Below are 19,458 nucleotides of genomic sequence, written 5' to 3'. Positions count from 1 at the left end.
AAAGCGCGCGAAGAGGGCGCTCTGCGGTCCGATGAGCGCTTCAGGTGCGCTGCAAGTGCGCTTTAAGTACGATTGAGTGCGAACACATAGAGCGTGCCGCCGCGCGGCACCTTGTCGGCGGCCTTGGCCATCGGACCGCCCCAGATGGGATTGGCGCCGCCGTAGCCCGCGAGAATGGCGACGTATTCCTTGCCGTCGATCTCATAGACCGAAGGCTGCGCGATGATGCCGCTCGCGAGTTTGGGGCTCTTCCACAGGACCTTGCCCGTCTTTTCATCGAACGCGAGCAAGTGGCCGTCGAGCGAGCCGCTGAACGCAAGGCCGCCCGCCGTGGTCGCCACGCCGCCGTTCCATGGCAGTTCGGTCCAGTAGCTCCACACCTTCTTGCCGGTATTGACATCGATCGCCTGCAATTCGCCATAGCCCTTGCTGCCGGGCTCGGGCTTGATCTCGAATCCCTCTCCGAGATAGGGCAGGCCTTCCATGTAGTTCACCGACTTGCCGGACAAGGACATGCACGCATGCAGCGCGGGCACGATGGCAAGATGCGTCTCGGGATCGTACGACACGGACCACCAGTTCTTGCCGCCAAGGAAGCTCGGGCACGTCTCGATGGTCGTGCCTGTCTTCGGATATCTCGCGGCATCCTGCACCGGCTTGCCATCAGCGGTGTAGCCCGTGACCGAAGTGGCCTTCACGAACGGCCGCGCGTAGATCAGCTTGCCGTTGCTGCGATCGATCGCATGGAAGAAGCCATTGCGGTCTGCATGAATGATCGCGTCATAGTCCTTGCCCTGATACTTGACGTTCGCGAGCACCGGCGTGTTCACGCCGTCGTAGTCCCATGTGTCGTGCGTGGTGTACTGATAGTGCCATTTGAGATCGCCCGTTTTCGGATCGAGCGCGAGCAGCGAATCCGAATACAGGTTATCGCCGGGACGCAGGTCGGCGAGCCACGGCCCGGGGTTGCCCACGCCCCAGTAGAGCGTCTTGCTTACCGCGTCGTAGGTGCCGGTGAGCCATGCGGGCGCGCCGCCATGTTCCTGCATGCCGTCGGGCCACGTGTCGCCGCCCGGCTCTTTCGCGCCGGGCACCGTGAAGCGCTTCCATAGCACCTTGCCATCGTTGGGATCGAGCGCGGCGATGAAACCGCGCGCGCCATACTCGCCACCCGAACTGCCGACGACGAGCGCGCCATCGAGAGCGAGCGGCGCGAGCGAGAATGCGTAGCCTGTGCCCGGATCGAACATGGCCTTTTTCCATACGAGCGCGCCGGTTTGCGCATCGAGTGCGGCGACTTCACCGCTCAGCATCGCGACGTACACATTCTTTCCGTAGAGCGCGACGCCGCGATTCACCACGTCGCAACAGGCGGTCTTGAACGAAGTCGCCTCGAGATGCGGCTCGTACTTCCAAAGCTGCTTGCCCGTCGCGGCATCGAATGCATAGACGTTGTCCTTGGGCGTCGTCACGAACAGGAAGCGCCCATTGACGATGGGCGTCGCTTCGAAGCCTTGCTGCAAGTCAGCCGGAAACTTGTAGCTCCATGCCTGCTTCAGATCCTTGACGTTGCTCGTATCGATTTGCTTGAGCGGAGAGTGAGCGTGACCGTTGTAAGTGCGGTAATACGTGAGCCAGCCCGGATCGTCTTGCGCGCTCGTCAGGCGTTCATAGGTCACGCTGGCGTACTGCGCCGGCGTGGTGTCCGCCGCGATGGCCTGATGCTGTGCTAAAGCGAGTGTCGCTGCGGCCGCTGCTGCAAGGGCCGCAGAGCGCATTGCCGGGACCGGTCGGTTCATCATCGTCGTCTCCTGGGGATTTGAGTGCAACGTCTTTTCTGATTGCGCGTCTCTAGTGGATCGACATGCGCAACGGTTGCCGCATCATCAAGGCAACACATGTGCCATTGATCGAGAAATGGCGTGCAAGCCTTGTCCCATGCGGATGCGGCGGTCGATGCAACTCGAGCCGAAGCCGCTGCGCATAGATGCGCGGGTGTTGCATTCTGGAGTAGTGGAACGTGTGAGTGTTGCCGGATGGGGCAGCGGTGGGATCAGTCGAACAAGCGATCCACCATGCGTCGCAACGCACATGAAAACCATTCGGAGTGCGATAAATTAATTCGACGCAGCGAGGAATGCGGGACGTCGAACGTGCTAACGTCCGCGCGCACGGTCATGCGTTCATGTGGAGGAGGCAAGCAGAACGGCACATGTCCGGATCGGTGCCGCTGTGATCGGGACATGTGTTGATCGAGGCTTCAGCGCGTGGCGATATACATCGTGATTTCGAACCCGAAGCGCAGATCGGTGAAGGCAGGCTTAGTCCATTGCATGGCGTCTCCTTTGGATGTTGCGTGACGTCGGTCGCGAACCGTTTCGCAACCGGCCGTCAGGCTTGCAAGGTCCATGCCTTCGAAGAACGTTGTCCCGCTGCGACTGAATCGTTCCAAAGTGGAACACCATGGAACAGTTCACCGCTCCATGATTGAACAGCCGGGCATCTTGCGATAGATAGTGTTGCGTGAGATCCCGAGCGCCCGCGCGGCGGCCGATACATTGCCATGATGACGCGCAAGTGCTGCGGCGATGACGGCCACGGTGACCTCCTGAAGCCGTTCACAATCGAATGCCGATGCAGTGCTTGCTTCGCTGATGGCCGGCGTATGGGCGCCCAGGTCATCGAAGAAATCTTCGGGAAGATGCTCGCGGCGAATGCAGCCATCGTCGTCGACCATCGCGGCGGCGGTGCGTAGCACGTTGCACAACTGCCTGAAGTTTCCCGGCCAGGCGTAGCGCTCGAACAGTGCCATGACGTCGTCATCGATGGACAGACGACTGTTGCATCCTTCGTCGGTGCTCAACGTCCGCATCATGTTCGTGATGACCACGGAGAGGTCCGTGCGTTCGCGCAAGGGCGGCAGCTTGACGACAAGCCCGTTGAGCCGGTAGTACAGATCTTCGCGAAAGGTGTTCTGAGCGATCATCTCGCGCAGATTGCGGTGCGTGGCGCAGATGATCGCCACGTCCACCGGTATGGACTTGCTGGATCCGAGCGGATCGATCACGCGCTCCTGCAGCACGCGCAGCAGCCGTACTTGCAAGTGATAAGGCATGTCGCCGATTTCATCGAGGAAAAGCGTCCCGCCGTTCGCCTGAAGCACCTTACCGGCCGCGCCTTTGCGCCGCGCGCCCGTGAATGCCCCTTCCTCGTATCCGAACAGTTCGGATTCGATCAGGTTTTCCGGGATCGATGCGCAGTTCACCGCGATGAATGGCCCTCCGCGACGCGGCGAATCGCCGTGAATGGCTTGCGCGAGCACTTCTTTGCCCGTGCCCGTTTCCCCGGTGATGAGGATGGGAATACCCTTGCCGATGACCTTACGCACCTTGCCGATTACGGCCGCGATCTTGGCATCGCCCGTCTCGAGCGATGCGAGCTTGGATGACGGCTCATGAGTAACGAGCGCGCGCGGGGCAGGCCGCGCGGCGGGAGTCGTCGCGTCGGCGAAGGGCGCGCGGTCGAGGCGCACGCGCGCGCACACGACGGTGCCGTTGTTGAGGTTGAGCGAGATATGCGGCGCGCGGCTCGATTGCGAACGATCGATCAATTGCGCGCTTGTCAGGCCGAAAAGCGAGGAAAGCGTATGCGCGCGCAACGCCGACAGCGGCAGGCCGAACTGGAATTGTGCGCTGCGGTTAGCCGACAGGAAGCGGCCATCGAAGGTGAACGCCATCATGCCTTCCATGAGCGTGCCGAGAAATTCGGGCCGGCCATGAAAGGAGATCTGCATCGTGCCCTGAAAAGTACTTGAGAACAGGTGGTTTTCGATCATCTGCACCGACATGCGCGCGAGCGCCATCGTGTGACGATGGTAGCTGCGATGATCGCCCGTTACGTCGAGCACGCCGATCAGATCGCCATACGGATCGAGGATCGGCACGCTCGAACATGTGAGGAAACGATTGGCCGCGAGATAGTGCTGGTCGCCGTGCACGACGGTGGCCGAGCGCTCGGCAATCGCGGTGCCGATCGCATTCGTGCCTTGCCGCTCTTCCGCCCAGTTCGCTCCGGGCCTGAGCGCGACTTTCTCGGCGCGCGCTAGGAAGTCGTCGTCTCCGGTGGAATGGAGAATCAAGCCTTGCGCGTCCGTGAGGACGATCATGCTTTGCGTATTGACGATCTGCTCGCGCAGGCTCTCCATGACTGGGGTCGCGTGCGCGCATAGCACGCGGTTTTGCTCGAGCTTGAGCAGCAGGTCGGCGTGAGGTAGGACGTCGTAGTCGGGGCGCGTCGAAGCGTGGAGGCCGAACGTCTCCGATCGCTGATGCGCGTTGCGGATCGCCGGGATGAGCCAGCCGTTCTCCCTTTCATCGGGGATGCCCGCGATCTCGCGGATCTCGTCTTGCATCGTCTCCTCCTTGTGCAAGTGCCGGTCGAATCGCCGGATGGTGTGGCGCCGAAATAAGCAAGCACTGGGCCAATGTTTGACACGCGTCGACTTCTAAACCCAACTGAAAGTATAGGGAAGGTAGGGGTGCGCGGACAATGCAACGTCTTCTCGGATCGATGCTACAGCGGTGCGCCATGTCTCGCGCTTGATCGAAGACAAAGATTTCTCCGCGAAACGAGCGACTCGCAAAGATCATGGGCGTTTCGCAGAAGGACGCTGAGTACCATCATGAGACACGCAATCGCTCGCTTGGCGCCTACTCCTTCTGAGCACTTGAGCAGACATCCTCGAAAGCAACTCGAATCCAATACGCCAATTGCTGTGCAACGCAGCATCGTCGAGCTCATATTCAGTGTGAATGGACTAGGTTTTCGGCAAGCCTCGCGCCCGCGCGTAAACCACTATCGCGCGTGCGTTTGTATGCCAGTACTGTCAAACGCGAACGCGTACGCGCGTGCCCTTATCGCGTCTTGCACGGGCACCTTTGAACAGATTCTTCTGCTAGTCCGATCCAGTGGCGGTATAGCAAGTCCGCAGGAGTCGTGTTTCTCGCACATCGTGCCGCGCATGCGCGACGCGATGCGCGCGAGCATCCGGTGAATTCAATCCAACAAAAGAGGAGACGCCATGCTTGCAGGAATCCAGGTGCTTCGAGTGGCAGTCACGGCGGCGCTCACGCTAGGCGCAAGCGCGGCCTTCGCGCAGGCGTCGATCGTTTCGGGCCCTGCCAGCGACCCCACGTGCATGGTCCCGTGGAAAAGCGACACCAAGTTCATCAAGTATCCGAAGAAGAACGCGCCGTACCGCATCGCGCTCGTGAATGGCTATATCGCGAACACGTGGCGCATTCAGATGATCAAGACGGCCAAGGCCTATACCGCGCAACCCGCAGTCGCCGCGAAGCTGAAGGAATTCAAGGTCGTCTCCACAGGCGAGGACGTGCCGGCGCAGATTTCGGCCGTCAACAACTTCATCGATGCGGGCTATGACGCAATCATCGTGGATGCGCAGAACCCGTCCTCGTTCGGCCCGGCGATTCGCCGCGCGAAGAAGGCCGGCGTCGTGCTGATCGCATTCGACAACACGCTCGACAGCGAAGACGCAATCAACGTCGACGTCGATCAGTACGGGCTCGGCGTGCTATGGGCCAAGTGGCTCGCGGATCACGTGCCGAACGGCGGCAAGGTGCTCGAGGTTCGCGGCGTGGCAGGCACGTCGGTCGACACGGACCGGCACAACGGCTTCCAGAAGACGCTGGACCAGACAGGCAAGAAGTGGAACATCGTCCAGGTCTATGGCAAATGGGACGACGGCGTCGCGCAAAAGGCCGCCGCCGACGCCATCGCGGTACAAGGCCATTTCGATGGCATCTCGGCGCAGGGCGGCGACACCGGTGTCGTGCGCGCGATGCTCGACGCGAAGCATCCGTTCGTGCCGTTCGGCGGCGAGACGGAAAACGGCTTCCGCAAGTTCTGCGCGCAATACGGCAGCCAGGGCCTCAAATGCACGTCGGCAGGAAGCGGTCCGGCGCAGGTGGCCGTCGCGATCAAGACAGCGCTCGCCGCGCTCGACGGCCAGACGATACCCGTCGCGATCAAGCTGCCCCTCGACATCACGGACGATTCGAAGCTGAAGGCGGGCGTGAACTACTTCCCGAACGAGTCCGATAACTTCTTCGTCGGCAACTCCTTTCCGACGTGCGGCATCAACTTCTCGGCGCAGGAAATCATGAAGCAGACTCAGGGTAACCAGTAACGCGATCATGGCCGACGAGAAGAGGGGAGACGAAGCATGCGGCGGGATGCGGAGCGGCCGTTCTTTCAGATGTCCGGGATTTCGAAGAGCTATGGCGGCGCCGTCGCGCTGGATAACGCGGAGCTCGCGGTGCGCAGGGGACGCATTCACGCGGTCCTCGGCGAGAACGGCGCGGGCAAGTCCACGCTGCTGAAAGTGATGTCCGGCGTCGTGCAGCCGGACAAGGGCACGATGCATCTCGACGGCAGCGAAGTCTCGTTCGCGTCGCCGGCCGCAGCCAACGCGGCGGGCATCGTCTGCGTGTATCAGGAGCTCTCGCTGATCCCCGATCTCAGCGTGGCGGACAACATCTTCGCGTCGAACCCGCCGCGTCGTTTCGGCATGATCGATCGCCGGGCGCAGCGCCGGCAGGCCGAGGCCGCGCTTGCTCGCGCGGGCGCGCACGACATCAATCCGCTCGAGAAAGTCCGCGATCTGCCGCTGTCGCGCCAGCAAATGGTCGAACTCGCGAAGGGGCTCGCGCACGAGCCGCGCATCCTGATTCTCGACGAGGCCACCTCGGCGTTGACCGCAGCCGACGTGGCGCGCGTGATTGAAGTGCTCAAGCGCCTGCGCGACGAAGGGCTCGCGCTGCTCTTCATCTCGCACCGGATGCACGAAGTGAAAGCGCTCGCGGACGAATGCACCGTCTACCGTAACGGCCGTCATGTGATGAGCTTCGAGGCGGGCACGCGCTCCGACAACGAGGTCGTCGAGATGATGATCGGGCGGAAGTATCAGCACGTTTTCCCCGACAAGCCCGCACGCGAACCCGACGAAGATGCGCAAAGCAGCGCCTCGAAACCGGTGCTCGCCTGCCGCGATCTCGCGTGGAACGACACGCTTCGAGGCGTCAGCTTTTCGTTGAGGCGCGGCGAAATTCTCGGGCTCGGCGGCCTCGATGGACAAGGCCAGCGTGAACTGTTGCTCGCGTTGTTCGGCGTGCTGCGCGGTTGCACGGGCGAGATCGAGATCGATGGCCGTGCGGTCTCGGTTGCGAGCCCTCGCGCGGCCCGTGCCGACCGGATCGGCATGGCGCTGATTCCCGAGGATCGCAAGACCGAAGGGCTCATGTTGCCGATGTCCTTGCGCGAGAACCTGTCGTTTGCCGCGCTCGATCGCATGTCCACGGCGGGCGTGATCGATCGCGGCCGCCAGCAGTCTTTTGTCGACCGGATGATGAGCCTGCTCGCGATCAAGTCGTTCACCCTCGATGCGGCCGTGGACTCGCTATCGGGCGGCAACCAGCAGAAGGTGGTCATCGCGAAGTGGCTGATCCGGCAGCCGAGAATCCTGCTTCTCTGCGATCCGACGCGCGGCATCGACGTCGGCACGAAACAGGAGATCTATCAGCTGCTCCGGCGCCTCGCCGACGAAGGCGCCGCGATCGTCTTCTACTCGACCGACTACGACGAGTTGATCGGCTGCTGCGACCGCGTGCTCGTGCTCTACGAAGGCAAGATCAAGAAGGAACTGGCCGGTTCTGCCATCACCGAGCAGAGCCTCATTGCGAGCGCGCTGGACTTGCCGGTCGGTCAAACTTCGGCTTCAGAAGGAGTCGCGCCATGAGCGGGTTGCGTTACTGGTATGCGGAGAATCGCGGGTCGGCGTTCGCGTTCGGCCTGTTCGTGCTGATGTTCACGATCTACCTCATCAACTATCCGTCGAGCCTGTCGGCCAACGTCATTCAGACGGCGGCGAACAAGGCGGTGTTGCTCGCGCTGGTGTCGATGGGCCAGACGCTCGTCGTGCTCACCGCGGGCATCGACCTTTCGATCGGCATGATGCTCGTGCTCACGAACTGCCTGGCATCGTGGATGGTGACGGGCGACGCGTCGCACAGCGCGCTCGGCATCGCCGGCGTGCTCGCGGCGGGCGCGCTGTGCGGCGCGCTCAACGGCGTCATCATCATCTTCGGGCGTCTGCAGCCGATCGTCACGACCATCGCCACGGGCGCCGTCTACTACGGATTGGCGCTACTGCTGCGCCCGGTGCCCGGCGGATCGATCAACGAAGATCTCGCCGACGTACTGACCGGCAAAGTCGCGGGCGTGGTGCCGGCGAGTCTGCTGATTCTGCTCGCGGCCGTGGTGATCGTCTGGGTGCCTTTCAAGCGTTCGGCGGTCGGGCGCGCGGCTTACGCGACCGGCTCCTCCGAGCCAGCGGCCTTTTTGTCGGGCATGCCGATTCGCCGCGCGAAGCTGGTCAGCTACACGCTCGCCGGACTGCTCGCCGCCATCGGAGGCCTGTTTCTGACGTTCTTCACGGACACCGGCGAAGCGAGCCTCGGCAGCGCTAATTCGTACACCTTATTTTCCATCGCGGCTGTGGTGATCGGCGGCGTGTCGCTGCTCGGCGGCCGGGGCAGCGCGATCGGCGCGATCTTCGGCGCATTCGCGTTCCGCTCGATCGGTGACTTGCTGTTCGTGTTCAACGTCGATGCACTGTGGCAGCCGCTCTTTCAGGGCATCATCCTGGTGCTCGCCGTTTCGATCGGCGCGTGCGGGCTGTTCAGAGTCCGCAACCGCCTGGAGTGGTTCCAATGAGCGACGTTTCCGCAAACGGCCGGACGACGTTCGTGTCGAGGCTTGCGCGCAGAATCGACAAGCCGATCCTGATCGCGTTCGGGTGCATCGTCGCGCTGCTCCTTGTCGGCGGCATGTTCTCGCGCAATTTCACGTCGCCGGAGTACATCCTGCTGCAACTGAAGGTCGGGGCGTTTCTCGGCATCATCGCGACCGGGCTGATGATGGTGATCCTGCTCGGCCATATCGACTTGTCGCTTCCGTGGACGATCACCGTCGGCGCGATGATGGCGTGCGCCGTCGCGGGACACGGCGAACTCGGACGCGTGCTCGCGATTCCCGCGGGCATCGGTTGCGGCGTGCTCATCGGCATCGTCAACGGCGTGCTCGTCGCGCTGCTGCGTATTCCGTCGATGATCGCGACGCTCGCGACCAATGCCGTCGCGCAGGGCATCATGATCGTCTACACGGGGGGATCGTCGCCGCAGGATTCCGCGCCGGACGTGATGCGATGGCTCGCGGCCGGATGGCTCGTGCCGGGCGTGCCGAACGCGGTGGCGCTGTGGGTCGTGATCGGCGCCGCCACGATGTTCCTGCTGTCGCGCACGACCTTCGGCCGGACGCTGTACGCCATCGGCAACACGGAACGCGCGGCTTATCTTTCGGGCATCAACACGCGACTGGTCACGGTGGCCGCGTTCGCCGTGTGCAGCGGGTTCGCGGCCTTCGGCGGCGTGCTGCTGGCGGGGTATGCATCGAAGGCCGCGCAGTCGATGGGCGATGCCTATCTGTTGCCGGCCATCGCGGCGGTCGTGCTCGGCGGCACGTCGATTCTCGGCGGCCGGGGATCGTACCTCGGCACCGTGGCCGGCGCGATTCTCATCACGCTTCTACAGTCGATTCTCTCCGTCGCGCAAATGCCGGAGGCGGGGCGCCAGATCATCTACGGCGTGGTGATCGCGGCGATGCTGTTGCTGTACGGGCGGAGCAAGCGGCAGGGATAGGGAGTGTGTTTGTCGATGTTGGTTAGGGCGGTGCGGTCTGAGACATCGCTCGCTTGTCGAATAGTCCCGAGGATCGCGAAGAAAAGACGACGCGCGAAGCGCTACTCGTCGCGGTAGAGACGCTGCGCTTTCATCGACGTGAGCGCAATCGATACCCCAACGCCCGTAGACTCGCCCCTAGGGTTATCCCTAATTTTGCAAGAATGACTTGTCGAAACGCTCGTTAATCTTAAGCATTCGCTTACCTATACTGAAGTCACTGAATCGCAAGCAGGGCTGCTTGCGAAAACAAGACTGGAGGTAAGCATCATGAAAATCGCTACTATCATCATCGCCGCTGCGCTGGCTATTCCGGCCGCTTCGTCGTTCGCTCAAAGCCAACCGGTGACGCGCGCACAAGTGAAGGCCGAACTGGTCCAACTCGAACGCGCTGGCTACAACCCCAGCATGGATCGCGCGACGTATCCCGCGCAAATCCAGGCTGCCGAAGCGAAGGTTGCGGCTCAGAACGGACAGACCAGCTACGGCGGTGTCGCTGACGGCTCATCGGCTTCGGGCAGCCCGGCGCACACCGGCAACAGCGTCGCACCTGTCTATTTCGGCCACTAATCCCGGCCGCGACAGCAAAAACGCGCCACTGACGCGCAAATAAGATCGGCCGCTGTCGGACGCGACAGACGGCCGGTTCGCCTTTCCGACACCTCCGCCACCGGCAAAGCCGATGGCTTGCCCGGCACCGATTGTCCCGGGCTTTTTTGCGTTCACGAAGCACGAGTCGGGTGACGCGGGCGAGCGCCCGGATCGGATCTGCGACGGAGATCTGCTGAGAGCCTCGTTGTCGCCGGTGAGCACTTCAGCCTCGCTGCTATTCCTATCGCCTTGCCGATCAATCGCTGGTTGAGCACGCCGTTCCAGCATGACGACCTTCGCACTGTGTCTGCCTATGTTCATCGCCTCGTCAGACAGCGATGCGCTTTTCCAGTCAGTACGAACTCGTCATGCTCGCGACGTCAATCCGAGAACATCGCTCGACGAGCGTGCCACCAAAGTGCTTGAACACGACAGCAACACCCGACGCCGGGCGTGGCGCTTGCTGCCCCGACGGTCGTCCGCCCTTTCCTGGAAACGACTATGGATGCGTCCGCGCAGACCGGGAACACCAACGCGGCGCACGGGCAACCGGCGCGGCGCGAGTTGCCCGAGCTCATCCGCGCGTCGGCGGTGCGGCTGCCCGCGTTGGATGATTCCGATTTCGCGCAAGCCTTCGATCGCTTCGCGGACAAGCGGGTCGTGCTGCTCGGCGAGGCGAGCCACGGCACGGCCGAGTTCTACGAAGCGCGCGCCGCAATCACGCGGAGGCTGATCGAGCGGCATGGATTCGATTTCGTCGCGGTCGAAGCCGACTGGCCGGATGCAGCGCTGATCGACGAACATGTGCGCGGACGTCCCCGCGCCCGTCCCGACGCGCAGCCGTTCCGCCGCTTTCCGACGTGGATGTGGCGCAACGCGGAGTTTGCCGCCTTCGTCGCGTGGCTACGCCAGCACAATGCCCCGCTCGAGGAACACAATCGCGCAGCGTTCTATGGCCTGGACCTTTACAGTCTCTCCGAATCCATTGCCGCCGTGCTTGCGTACCTCGACGTGCATGATCCCGAGGCGGCGCGCGTCGCCCGAGTGCGCTATGGATGCCTCACGCCGTGGCAGAGAGATCCTTCCGTCTACGGCCGCGCTGCCTGGCAGGCCGGCTTCGGCAAGTGCGAGGAGGCAGTCGTTGCGCAGTTGCGCGACTTGCTCGACAAGCGCTTCGAGTCGGAAACGAGCGATCCGGCGCTGCTCGACGCGACGCACAACGCGCGTCTGGTCGCCGCGGCGGAGCAGTACTATCGCGCGATGTACAGCGGATCGGCCGAAAGCTGGAACCTGCGCGACACGCACATGTTCGACACGCTGCAAAGCCTGCTGGATGCGCGCGGAGCGCAATCGCGCGCGGTCGTGTGGGCGCACAACTCGCATTTGGGCGACGCATCGGCGACGGAGATGGGCCGCACGCGTGGCGAGCTCAACGTCGGGCAGTTGTGCCGCGAACGCTTCGGCGAGCAAGCGGCGCTGATCGGCTTCGGCACGCATACCGGAACGGTCGCCGCGGCCTCCGACTGGGACGAGCCGATGCAGATCATGCAGGTCCGGCCCTCGCGCGAAGACAGCTACGAGTATCAGTTCCATGCGGCGGGCGTAAGCCCGTGTTTCGTCGATCTGCGCGCCGGTGCTGACGATGCGCTACGCGACGCGCTGAGCGAAGCGCGCCTCGAGCGTTTCATCGGCGTGATCTATCGGCCGGATACCGAGCTATACAGTCATTACGCGGAGGCCGAGTTGTCCAGGCAATTCGATGCCTACGTGTGGTTCGACACAACGCGCGCGGTCAGCGCCATATCGTCTTCCGATGCGTCGGCGGACAAGTCCGCGAGTGCCGAAACGCCGGAGACGTTTCCGTTCGGCGTTTGACTTCGCATTGAGCTACTTCATGCGCGAGCGTGTCGATTGCTTTGACGAGCGTTTGCAAGCGGTGGGGGCGTCGGGTAGCTTTCGGCTTCGCAGGCGGCAGAAAGACACATGATGTTGGCAACGAAGGCATCCACATCGATGCGAGCAAGATCGAGCCGTCGGCATGCGGTACCGGAAGCGGGGGCGCTGGCGACGCCTGGAACCTCAACGTACTTACGTCGGAGACAACGTTTCATGCTCAAAGCTGCGATTTTCGATATCGATGGCACACTGGTCGACTCCGTCGATCTCCATGCGCGCGCCTGGCAGGAGGCTTTTGCGCACTTTGGCCATCAGGTGACGTTCGAGCAGGCCCGCAGTCAAATCGGCAAGGGCGGGGACAAGCTTATTCCGGTGTTTCTCTCGGACGCCGAGCAGCAGGATCATGGCGAAGCGCTCGAGAAATGGCGCGCCGATCACTTCCGGTCGCGCTATCTGCCGATGGTTCGGCCGTTCTCCTGCGTACCTGACCTGATCGCGCGGGTCCGTAAAGCGGGGCTGAAGGTAGCCGTGGCGTCATCGGCCAAGAAGCGGGAACTCGACGTATATCTCGATCTCGCAGGCATCACCGACCTTCTCGATGCATCTACATCATCCGACGACGCCGAGGCCTCGAAGCCCGCGCCCGATATTTTCGAAGCCGTGCTAAAGAAGCTCGGCGTCGAGGGTTCCGAGGCCGTTGCGATTGGCGACAGTCCATACGATGCGCAGGCGGCGCGCGCGGCGGGCATGAGTTGCATCGGCTTCCTGTCGGGCGGATTCACCGAGTCGAGTCTGCGTGAAGCGGGGTGCAGCGTCATCTATCCCGGCCCGGGCGCGATGCTTGCCTGCTTCGATCTCGCCGGTCCTTCGACATCCGGCGAGTCGGTGCATAGCGCCGCTGGCTAGGGTAGAGGCGGGCAGCATTGTGCGGTGCTCGATGCCCGGCGGCCTTCGATCAATATCGCGCGTTCGTATCGATCGGATAGACAGGCCGCTTCAGGTTACTGAACGCGAACAACCCGTAGTCCGAACTCGTCACGCCGCGGCTATCGCATTCGACGAGTCCGCTCGCGATCGGGACGAATACCGGCCTGCAATACATCCGCGATTTCAATATCAGGAAGCGGGCGCCGCGTGGATCGATACCGACGCTTTCGAACACGCCCAGGTCCCACGGCTCATGCGTGCGCTCGGTGACGAGAATGCGTGCCGCCCGCGTTTCGATGACGGCCGCGCGCCCCATGTACGCACGCTGTCCCGTGTAGGTCGGGCCGCTGATGATGTACTCGCCGTTGCTTAACGCACGCACGATGCCGGTCACTTCGAGCGGCGGCTTGCCACGCGACGCGACACTCGCGAGCTTGTTGCCGATGCGAACGGTGACCGTCGCGCCAACGCCCGCTTCGAAAAGGTGCGCGACGCTTTCGGGATCACACAACGGTCCGACGACGATGCCTTCGAGTCCCTGCCGCAACGCTTCTTCGAACACATCGGTCGTATCGCAGGTTCCGCCCGACATGCAGTTATCGCCGTGATCGAGCAGAAGCACGGGCCTCTGCGCTTCGCGCGCAAGCGCGGCGCCCTCCGACACCGACTGCGCGAGCGGCGCGCTGCGATAGACAAAGTCCTCGCGCGCGTCCCATATCTGCCTGGCGATACGATTCGCCACCTCTTGCGCCTTCGCTCGCTCGCCGTTCGCGACCACCACGACGCTGATGCACGGCGCAGCGATATCCGCGAGCGAGAAGCCCGATAACACCGACACGGCCAGCACGCCGTCTTCACGTTCGGCCGCGCGCGCGGCATCGACGGCGCGCTTCATCGCGCCATCGGCGGTCGCGCTCTTGAGCGTATGCGTGAGCAACGGCGGCTGCGCCCATGCAATAACCGGCTTCGCCCTGCCATGCACGAGATCGAGCAACAAGCGCGCTGCATGCTCGCCGCTTTCATACATATCGACGTGCGGATAGGTCTTGAAGCTCACGATCACATCCGCGTTGTCGATCATCTTCTGCGTCACGTTCGCGTGCAGATCGAGCGATACCGCAATCGGTGAATGCGGTAATGCGCGTCGCACGCGCTCGAGCAGATCGCCTTCACCGTCCGGAGAATTCTCGGCAACCATCGCGCCATGCAGGTCGAGCATGACGGCATCGCAACCCGGAGCCGCCTCGACGATCGACTGACATATCGCGTCATACGCCTCGGCTGCCACGCGCCCGCTCGGATTCGCTGATGCCGATATCGGCGTGACGATCTGCGCATGCTCACGTTGTGCCGCATCGATGAATGCCGACATCGCTGTCCGCATGCCTGCGTTCTCTTTATAGGCATCCTCGCCATAGCAGGGCCCATAGCGACCGAAGGCCTCGAGCGGCGTCGCGACCGGCGAAAACGTGTTGGTCTCGTGATTCATCCGTGCGATAAGAATCTTCATGCGCGTGCTCCTTCGACAGGCGCGTTCGCCGCGCGCAACATCACTTGCAGCAGCACGTTGCACCCGGCTTCGAGATGATCGGCGCGCGCATCCTCAATTTCGTTATGACTGATGCCGTCCTTGCATGGCACGAAGATCATGGCGGCAGGGGCCACGCGCGCGAGATACACGGCGTCATGGCCCGCGCCGCTCACGATGTCCATCGACGTCAGACCGAGGGCATCGGCGCTCTCGCGCACCGATGCTACCAACGATGCATCGAACGGTTGCGGCGCGAAGTAGACAACCTCGTCTATCGTCACCGGCAGGCTCGCCTGTGAGCATGCGTCGCGCAGTGCGCGGTCCATCGCGAGAAGCGTCGCGTCATCGGCGGCGCGCAGATCGACGGTCAGCTTCACGCGGCCCGGAATGACGTTGCGCGAGTTCGGATGCACGTCCACCCAGCCGACGGTGCCGCGCGCATGCGGTGCATGGTCCAGCGCAATGCGATTGACCGCGCGAATCACGTCGGCCGCGACGAGCAGTGCATCGCGGCGTAGCTCCATCGGCGTCGGGCCAGCATGCGCTTCCATGCCGTCGATCGTCACGTCGTACCAGCGTTGACCGAGCGCGCCCTGCACGACGCCGATCACCTTGTCGTTCGCTTCGAGCACCGGACCTTGCTCGATATGCGCTTCGAAATACGCGCCCACGTGGTGCGCCGCGACGCGCTCGCCCCTATAGCCGATTGCAGCGAGCGCATCGCGCACGGACACGCCTGCGCGGTCGACCTGTTCGAGTGCATGGTCGAGCGTGAACGCGCCCGCAAAGACGCCCGAACCCATCATCACAGGGACGAAGCGCGAGCCTTCCTCGTTGGTCCATACCGCGACTTCGATCGGCGCGGCCGTGCGCACGTTGTTGTCGTTGAGCGTGCGCAGCACTTCCAGTCCCGCCAGCACGCCATAGTTGCCGTCGAACTTTCCGCCGGTCGGCTGCGTATCGATATGACTGCCCGTCACGACGGGCGGGAGATCGTCGCGTGTGCCCGCACGGCGCGCGAAGATATTGCCGATCGCATCGACGCGCACCGTACAGCCGATTCCCTTCGCCCACGCAACGAAAAGATCGCGACCCTGCTTGTCGAGCTCGGTCAAGGCGAGCCTGCACACGCCGCCCTTTTGCGTCGCGCCGATGCGGGCGAGCACCATCAGACTGTCCCAGAGACGCGCACCGTCGACGCGCAAAGCGGCGCGTGCCGGCAAATCGTGAGCTTGCATTCGAGGTTCCTTCGCTTGAGTGTTGCGAGTGTGTTTCGAGCGCGACGTTCAGACGACGCCCACGCCGAGGTAACGATCCTTGACCGATTCATCGGCGATGAACGCATCGTTCGTCCCTTCGTACACGATGCGTCCCTGCTCGATGATGTAATGCCGGTCCGCCAGTTGCGTGCACACTTCGAGGTTCTGTTCGACGAGCAGGATCGCCACGCCCGCCTGGCGGATCAACCTGAGTTGCGCGACGATCTCTTCGACGATCACAGGCGCAAGGCCTTCCACTGGTTCATCGAGCATCAGCAAACGGGGATGATTCATCAGCGCGCGGCCGATCGCGAGCATCTGCTGCTCGCCGCCGGAAAGCTGTCCGCCGCCGTTCGTACGGCGCTCTTTCAGCCGCGGAAAGATACGATAGATGTCCGCGAGTTGCCATGGGGAATCCTTGCGCGCGCCGAGTCGCAGATTCTCTTCGACCGACAACAGTTTGAAGATGCCGCGATGTTCCGGCACGAAGCACACGCCGCGCGCCGCGATCTTGTGAGGCGGCAGTTTGGCGAGATCGGCGCCCTTGAATCTCACGCTGCCTTGCGGAGTCACGACGCCCGCAATGCTCTTGAGCGTCGTCGACTTGCCCGCGCCATTGCGTCCGAGCAGCGTGACGGTTTCCCCTTCGCGGATAGCAAGCGAGACGCCCTGAAGAATATGGCTCTTGCCGTAGTAACCGTGAATGTTATCGACATCGAGCATCATGCGCGGCCTCCGGTGATCATGTTGCCGAGATAGGCGCTGCGCACGCGATCGTCGCCGCGTATGTCGGCGGGCTTGCCTTCGACGAGCACGCGGCCCTGTTGCATCACCGTGATCGTGTCGGAGATATCCATCACGATATCCATGTTGTGTTCGATCAGCACCACCGTGTAGTCGTCGCGCAGGCTGCGGATCAACTGCTTCATGTCGCCGAGATCGTCGATGCCCATGCCCGACGTCGGCTCGTCGAGAAAGATCGCCTTGGGTCGTGCCGCGAGCGCCATGCCGACTTCGAGCCGACGCTGCTGACCGTGCGACAGCGCACTGGCCTGCGTCGCTGCGAAGCGTTGCAATGCCAGGCGTTCGAGAATGCCATCGACGGTATCGCGATGTTCGAGCGCGCCACGCGGCGGCGTCCACGCATTGAGCGCGCGTTTGGCGTCCACGCCTTGCGCGGCGAGACGCAAGTTCTCGCGCACCGAAAGATTCGCGAACAGGCTCGTCACCTGAAACGAACGAGCGATGCCGCGTTTCACCCGGCGATGATCAGGCTCGTGCGTCACGTCATGGCCATCGAACACGATATTGCCCGCCGTGATCGGCAGCGTGCCCGTCAGCACATGAAAGAGCGTCGTCTTGCCTGCGCCGTTCGGCCCGATCACCGAATGCACCGTGTTCCTGGCGATGCGCAGATTCACATCGGTGAGCGCCGCGAACTTGCCATAGCGTTTCGCGACGCCCTTCGCTTCGAGTATCGACGCACTCATGCCAGCTCTCCTCGATCCCGCTTCATCGCGCGAAAGATGCGTTCACCCAGGCCCCACAAGCCGCGCTGCATGAAGAGGCTCACCGCGATCAGGACGAGCCCGAGCAGCAGCAGCCAGCGCGGCCAGAGCGTCGAAAGCCAGTCGGCGAAAAGCACATAGAACGCAGCGCCGAGCACGGATGAGAAGAGATTGCTCGTGCCGCCGATCACCGTCATCACGAGAATCATCTCGCTCGTGTGGTAGTCGATGTTGGAGAGCGGCGCGATGCCCGTCATCATCGCGTGAAGCGCGCCGGCCAGTCCCGTGACGGCACCCGACACGACGAACGCTGCGAGCTTGAAGCGCCTGATGTCATAGCCGACTGCCGCGGCACGCGCTTCGTTGTCGCGGATCGCGAGCAGCGTGCGGCCGAAAATCGAATGCGATACGCGCAGCATCAGCCAGAATGCGATGAGGAACAGGACGGCCACGAACGCGTAGTACTTCCACGGCGACGCTATGGAGACGAGCGGCTGCCCGAGAAGCGACAACGCAGGACGCGGGATGTCGAGCAGGCCGTTATCGCCGCCGGTGAGTTCGGGTGTCGTATAAGCGAGAAAGTAGAACATCTGCCCGAATGCGAGCGTGAGCATCACGAAGTACGCGCCGCGCTGACGTATCGAGAACCATCCGACGACGGCGGCGGCAAGCGCGCCCGTGACGATCGCACCGAACAACGCGGCCGGAACCTGAAGTCCCGCTTTCGAAAGGATCAGGCCCGCGCTATAACTTCCCAGCCCGAAGAAAATGCCCTGCCCGAAGGACAGCAAGCCCGTATGTCCGAGCAGAAGATTGCAGCCGAGCGCGGCGAGCGCATAAACCAGCACCTCGGTTGCGAGCGATCCCGAGCGCATCGTCATCGGCAGAATGCAAACGACGATCGCCGCGAGCAACAAGAACCGATACCGATGCAGCGAGTCCCTGAAGGATCGCCGCGGCACGCTCACGTCGAGCGTATTCGAATTCAGCTTGGAATTCATGCGGTCCTCCCGAGCAGGCCATTCGGACGCAGCAACAACACGGCCGCCATCGCGACATAGATCATGAGACGCGCGCCTTCGGGCCATAGCGTGCTCATCACGCTTTGCACGATGCCGACCAGCAAGCCACCGACGAGCGCGCCGAGAAAGTTCCCCATGCCGCCGACGACAACGACGACGAATGCCACGCCGAGCGCCTCGATGCCCATGAACGGGTCGACCCCGCGTATCGGCGCCGCGAGCACGCCTGCGAGCGCCGCCGTGCCCGCGCCGAGCGCGAACACGAGACTGAAGATGCGTGTCACATTGAGGCCGAGGAGGGACACCATCTCGCTCGACTCGCTTCCCGCACGCACTGCGCTACCGAGCCGCGTGCCTTCGAGCACCCACCAGAGAATGCCGGCGAGCACGGCCGTGAAGGCGATCACGAAGAGACGATACTTCGGGTAAATGAAGCTGCCCCACATCACGACGCCATTGAGCATGTCGGGCACGGCGACGTTATCGCCGAGCGGCCCCCACATGATGATCGCGCATTCCTGTATCACGAGTGCGAGCCCGACCGTCGCGAGAATATGAAACTCGTGCTGCTGCGCATACACATGTCGCAGCACCACCTTCTCGACGATCCACGCGAGCGCTCCGACGACCACCGGCACGATGACGAGCGCTGTCCAGAAGTTCATCGACCACTGCATCGCCTGATAACAGAAATACGCGCCCAGCAGATAGAACGCGCCGTGCGCGAAGTTCACGAAGCGCAGCAGCCCGAACACGATCGACAAGCCGACCGCGAGCAGAAAGTACAGCATGCCTACGCCGATGCCGTTCACGACCTGCAACAGATAAACGTTCATGGTCTTGCGTCAGAAGAGTGACGGCGCGAATGCGGGCGATGCCAGCACTCGCATGAGCACAACGCGATTCAGG

At 62.9% G+C, this 19,458-nt stretch carries 15 protein-coding genes and 1 pseudogene; 7 read left to right on the top strand and 9 right to left on the bottom strand.

Going from position 1 to position 19,458, the window contains the following annotated elements; genetic code table 11:
* Window positions 1–62: 62 nt before the first annotated feature.
* The 3 genes from JYK05_RS20505 to JYK05_RS20495 all read right to left on the bottom strand — a co-directional run bounded on the left by JYK05_RS20505 (window position 63) and on the right by JYK05_RS20495 (window position 4,411).
* Window positions 63–1,802 carry a methanol/ethanol family PQQ-dependent dehydrogenase gene (locus JYK05_RS20505; protein ID WP_206470345.1) on the bottom strand — a complete coding sequence of 580 codons (1,740 nt, stop codon included), beginning with the start codon at window positions 1,800–1,802 and terminating at the stop codon, window positions 63–65.
* A 458-nt stretch (window positions 1,803–2,260) separates the two neighbouring features.
* A complete protein-coding gene (gene pqqA, locus JYK05_RS20500) occupies window positions 2,261–2,335 on the bottom strand; it encodes a pyrroloquinoline quinone precursor peptide PqqA (protein ID WP_157695699.1) in 75 nt (24 codons plus the stop codon).
* 138 nt (window positions 2,336–2,473) lie between these two features.
* Complete coding sequence (locus JYK05_RS20495) at window positions 2,474–4,411, bottom strand: sigma-54-dependent Fis family transcriptional regulator (RefSeq protein ID WP_206470344.1); 1,938 nt, start codon at window positions 4,409–4,411, stop codon at window positions 2,474–2,476.
* Window positions 4,412–5,080: 669 nt separating this feature from the next.
* On the opposite strand from JYK05_RS20495, the gene JYK05_RS20490 reads away from it, so the two are divergent.
* The 7 genes and pseudogenes from JYK05_RS20490 to JYK05_RS20460 all read left to right on the top strand — a co-directional run bounded on the left by JYK05_RS20490 (window position 5,081) and on the right by JYK05_RS20460 (window position 13,208).
* Window positions 5,081–6,208 carry a sugar ABC transporter substrate-binding protein gene (locus JYK05_RS20490; protein WP_175943231.1) on the top strand — a complete coding sequence of 376 codons (1,128 nt, stop codon included), beginning with the start codon at window positions 5,081–5,083 and terminating at the stop codon, window positions 6,206–6,208.
* A gap of 36 nt (window positions 6,209–6,244) precedes the next feature.
* Window positions 6,245–7,816: a sugar ABC transporter ATP-binding protein gene (locus JYK05_RS20485; RefSeq protein ID WP_206470343.1), complete on the top strand. Its 1,572-nt coding sequence runs from the start codon at window positions 6,245–6,247 to the stop codon at window positions 7,814–7,816.
* Window positions 7,813–8,793, top strand: coding sequence for an ABC transporter permease (locus tag JYK05_RS20480; RefSeq protein WP_206470342.1), 981 nt, complete (start codon window positions 7,813–7,815; stop codon window positions 8,791–8,793). Before JYK05_RS20485 ends, JYK05_RS20480 begins: the two co-directional genes overlap by 4 nt.
* Window positions 8,790–9,776 carry an ABC transporter permease gene (locus tag JYK05_RS20475; RefSeq protein ID WP_206470341.1) on the top strand — a complete coding sequence of 329 codons (987 nt, stop codon included), beginning with the start codon at window positions 8,790–8,792 and terminating at the stop codon, window positions 9,774–9,776. Before JYK05_RS20480 ends, JYK05_RS20475 begins: the two co-directional genes overlap by 4 nt.
* Window positions 9,777–10,085: 309 nt before the next feature.
* Window positions 10,086–10,385, top strand: a complete 300-nt coding sequence (locus JYK05_RS20470) for a DUF4148 domain-containing protein (protein WP_175943222.1) — start codon at window positions 10,086–10,088, stop codon at window positions 10,383–10,385.
* 570 nt (window positions 10,386–10,955) lie between these two features.
* Window positions 10,956–12,281: pseudogene (locus JYK05_RS20465) on the top strand (erythromycin esterase family protein); the annotation flags it as partial.
* Window positions 12,282–12,515: 234 nt separating this feature from the next.
* On the top strand, window positions 12,516–13,208 hold the full coding sequence (locus JYK05_RS20460; RefSeq protein WP_206470500.1) for an HAD family hydrolase: 693 nt from the start codon (window positions 12,516–12,518) through the stop codon (window positions 13,206–13,208).
* 49 nt (window positions 13,209–13,257) lie between these two features.
* On the opposite strand, the gene JYK05_RS20455 is transcribed toward JYK05_RS20460, so the two are convergent.
* The 6 genes from JYK05_RS20455 to JYK05_RS20430 are packed head-to-tail and all read right to left on the bottom strand — an operon-like array spanning window position 13,258 to window position 19,385.
* Window positions 13,258–14,739: a M81 family metallopeptidase gene (locus tag JYK05_RS20455; protein WP_206470340.1), complete on the bottom strand. Its 1,482-nt coding sequence runs from the start codon at window positions 14,737–14,739 to the stop codon at window positions 13,258–13,260.
* Window positions 14,736–15,998, bottom strand: coding sequence for a Zn-dependent hydrolase (locus tag JYK05_RS20450; RefSeq protein WP_206470339.1), 1,263 nt, complete (start codon window positions 15,996–15,998; stop codon window positions 14,736–14,738). The genes JYK05_RS20455 and JYK05_RS20450 overlap by 4 nt, the downstream gene beginning before the upstream one ends.
* A 48-nt stretch (window positions 15,999–16,046) precedes the next feature.
* On the bottom strand, window positions 16,047–16,745 hold the full coding sequence (locus JYK05_RS20445) for an ABC transporter ATP-binding protein (protein WP_206470338.1): 699 nt from the start codon (window positions 16,743–16,745) through the stop codon (window positions 16,047–16,049).
* Window positions 16,742–17,509, bottom strand: coding sequence for an ABC transporter ATP-binding protein (locus JYK05_RS20440; protein WP_175943212.1), 768 nt, complete (start codon window positions 17,507–17,509; stop codon window positions 16,742–16,744). Before JYK05_RS20440 ends, JYK05_RS20445 begins: the two co-directional genes overlap by 4 nt.
* Window positions 17,506–18,528, bottom strand: a complete 1,023-nt coding sequence (locus tag JYK05_RS20435; RefSeq protein WP_206470337.1) for a branched-chain amino acid ABC transporter permease — start codon at window positions 18,526–18,528, stop codon at window positions 17,506–17,508. Before JYK05_RS20435 ends, JYK05_RS20440 begins: the two co-directional genes overlap by 4 nt.
* Complete coding sequence (locus JYK05_RS20430; RefSeq protein ID WP_206470336.1) at window positions 18,525–19,385, bottom strand: branched-chain amino acid ABC transporter permease; 861 nt, start codon at window positions 19,383–19,385, stop codon at window positions 18,525–18,527. Before JYK05_RS20430 ends, JYK05_RS20435 begins: the two co-directional genes overlap by 4 nt.
* Window positions 19,386–19,458 lie beyond the last annotated feature (73 nt).

The sequence above is a fragment of the Caballeronia sp. M1242 genome, from assembly GCF_017220215.1.
Classification (GTDB): domain Bacteria; phylum Pseudomonadota; class Gammaproteobacteria; order Burkholderiales; family Burkholderiaceae; genus Caballeronia.
The sequence above is the reverse complement of the archived record's forward strand: the minus strand, read 5'-3'. Positions and strand labels throughout refer to the sequence as shown.

What these genes read in the sequence shown, in the direction of transcription:
- JYK05_RS20480 (WP_206470342.1), top strand. Translation starts at nt 7,813, where the DNA reads ATGAGCGGGTTGCGTTACTGGTATGCGGAGAATCGCGGGTCGGCGTTC.
- JYK05_RS20445 (WP_206470338.1), bottom strand. Translation starts at nt 16,745, where the DNA reads ATGATGCTCGATGTCGATAACATTCACGGTTACTACGGCAAGAGCCAT.
- JYK05_RS20435 (WP_206470337.1), bottom strand. Translation starts at nt 18,528, where the DNA reads ATGAATTCCAAGCTGAATTCGAATACGCTCGACGTGAGCGTGCCGCGG.
- JYK05_RS20485 (WP_206470343.1), top strand. Translation starts at nt 6,245, where the DNA reads ATGCGGCGGGATGCGGAGCGGCCGTTCTTTCAGATGTCCGGGATTTCG.
- JYK05_RS20450 (WP_206470339.1), bottom strand. Translation starts at nt 15,998, where the DNA reads ATGCAAGCTCACGATTTGCCGGCACGCGCCGCTTTGCGCGTCGACGGT.
- JYK05_RS20455 (WP_206470340.1), bottom strand. Translation starts at nt 14,739, where the DNA reads ATGAAGATTCTTATCGCACGGATGAATCACGAGACCAACACGTTTTCG.
- JYK05_RS20475 (WP_206470341.1), top strand. Translation starts at nt 8,790, where the DNA reads ATGAGCGACGTTTCCGCAAACGGCCGGACGACGTTCGTGTCGAGGCTT.
- JYK05_RS20505 (WP_206470345.1), bottom strand. Translation starts at nt 1,802, where the DNA reads ATGATGAACCGACCGGTCCCGGCAATGCGCTCTGCGGCCCTTGCAGCA.
- JYK05_RS20440 (WP_175943212.1), bottom strand. Translation starts at nt 17,509, where the DNA reads ATGAGTGCGTCGATACTCGAAGCGAAGGGCGTCGCGAAACGCTATGGC.
- JYK05_RS20490 (WP_175943231.1), top strand. Translation starts at nt 5,081, where the DNA reads ATGCTTGCAGGAATCCAGGTGCTTCGAGTGGCAGTCACGGCGGCGCTC.
- JYK05_RS20470 (WP_175943222.1), top strand. Translation starts at nt 10,086, where the DNA reads ATGAAAATCGCTACTATCATCATCGCCGCTGCGCTGGCTATTCCGGCC.
- JYK05_RS20495 (WP_206470344.1), bottom strand. Translation starts at nt 4,411, where the DNA reads ATGCAAGACGAGATCCGCGAGATCGCGGGCATCCCCGATGAAAGGGAG.
- JYK05_RS20430 (WP_206470336.1), bottom strand. Translation starts at nt 19,385, where the DNA reads ATGAACGTTTATCTGTTGCAGGTCGTGAACGGCATCGGCGTAGGCATG.
- JYK05_RS20460 (WP_206470500.1), top strand. Translation starts at nt 12,516, where the DNA reads ATGCTCAAAGCTGCGATTTTCGATATCGATGGCACACTGGTCGACTCC.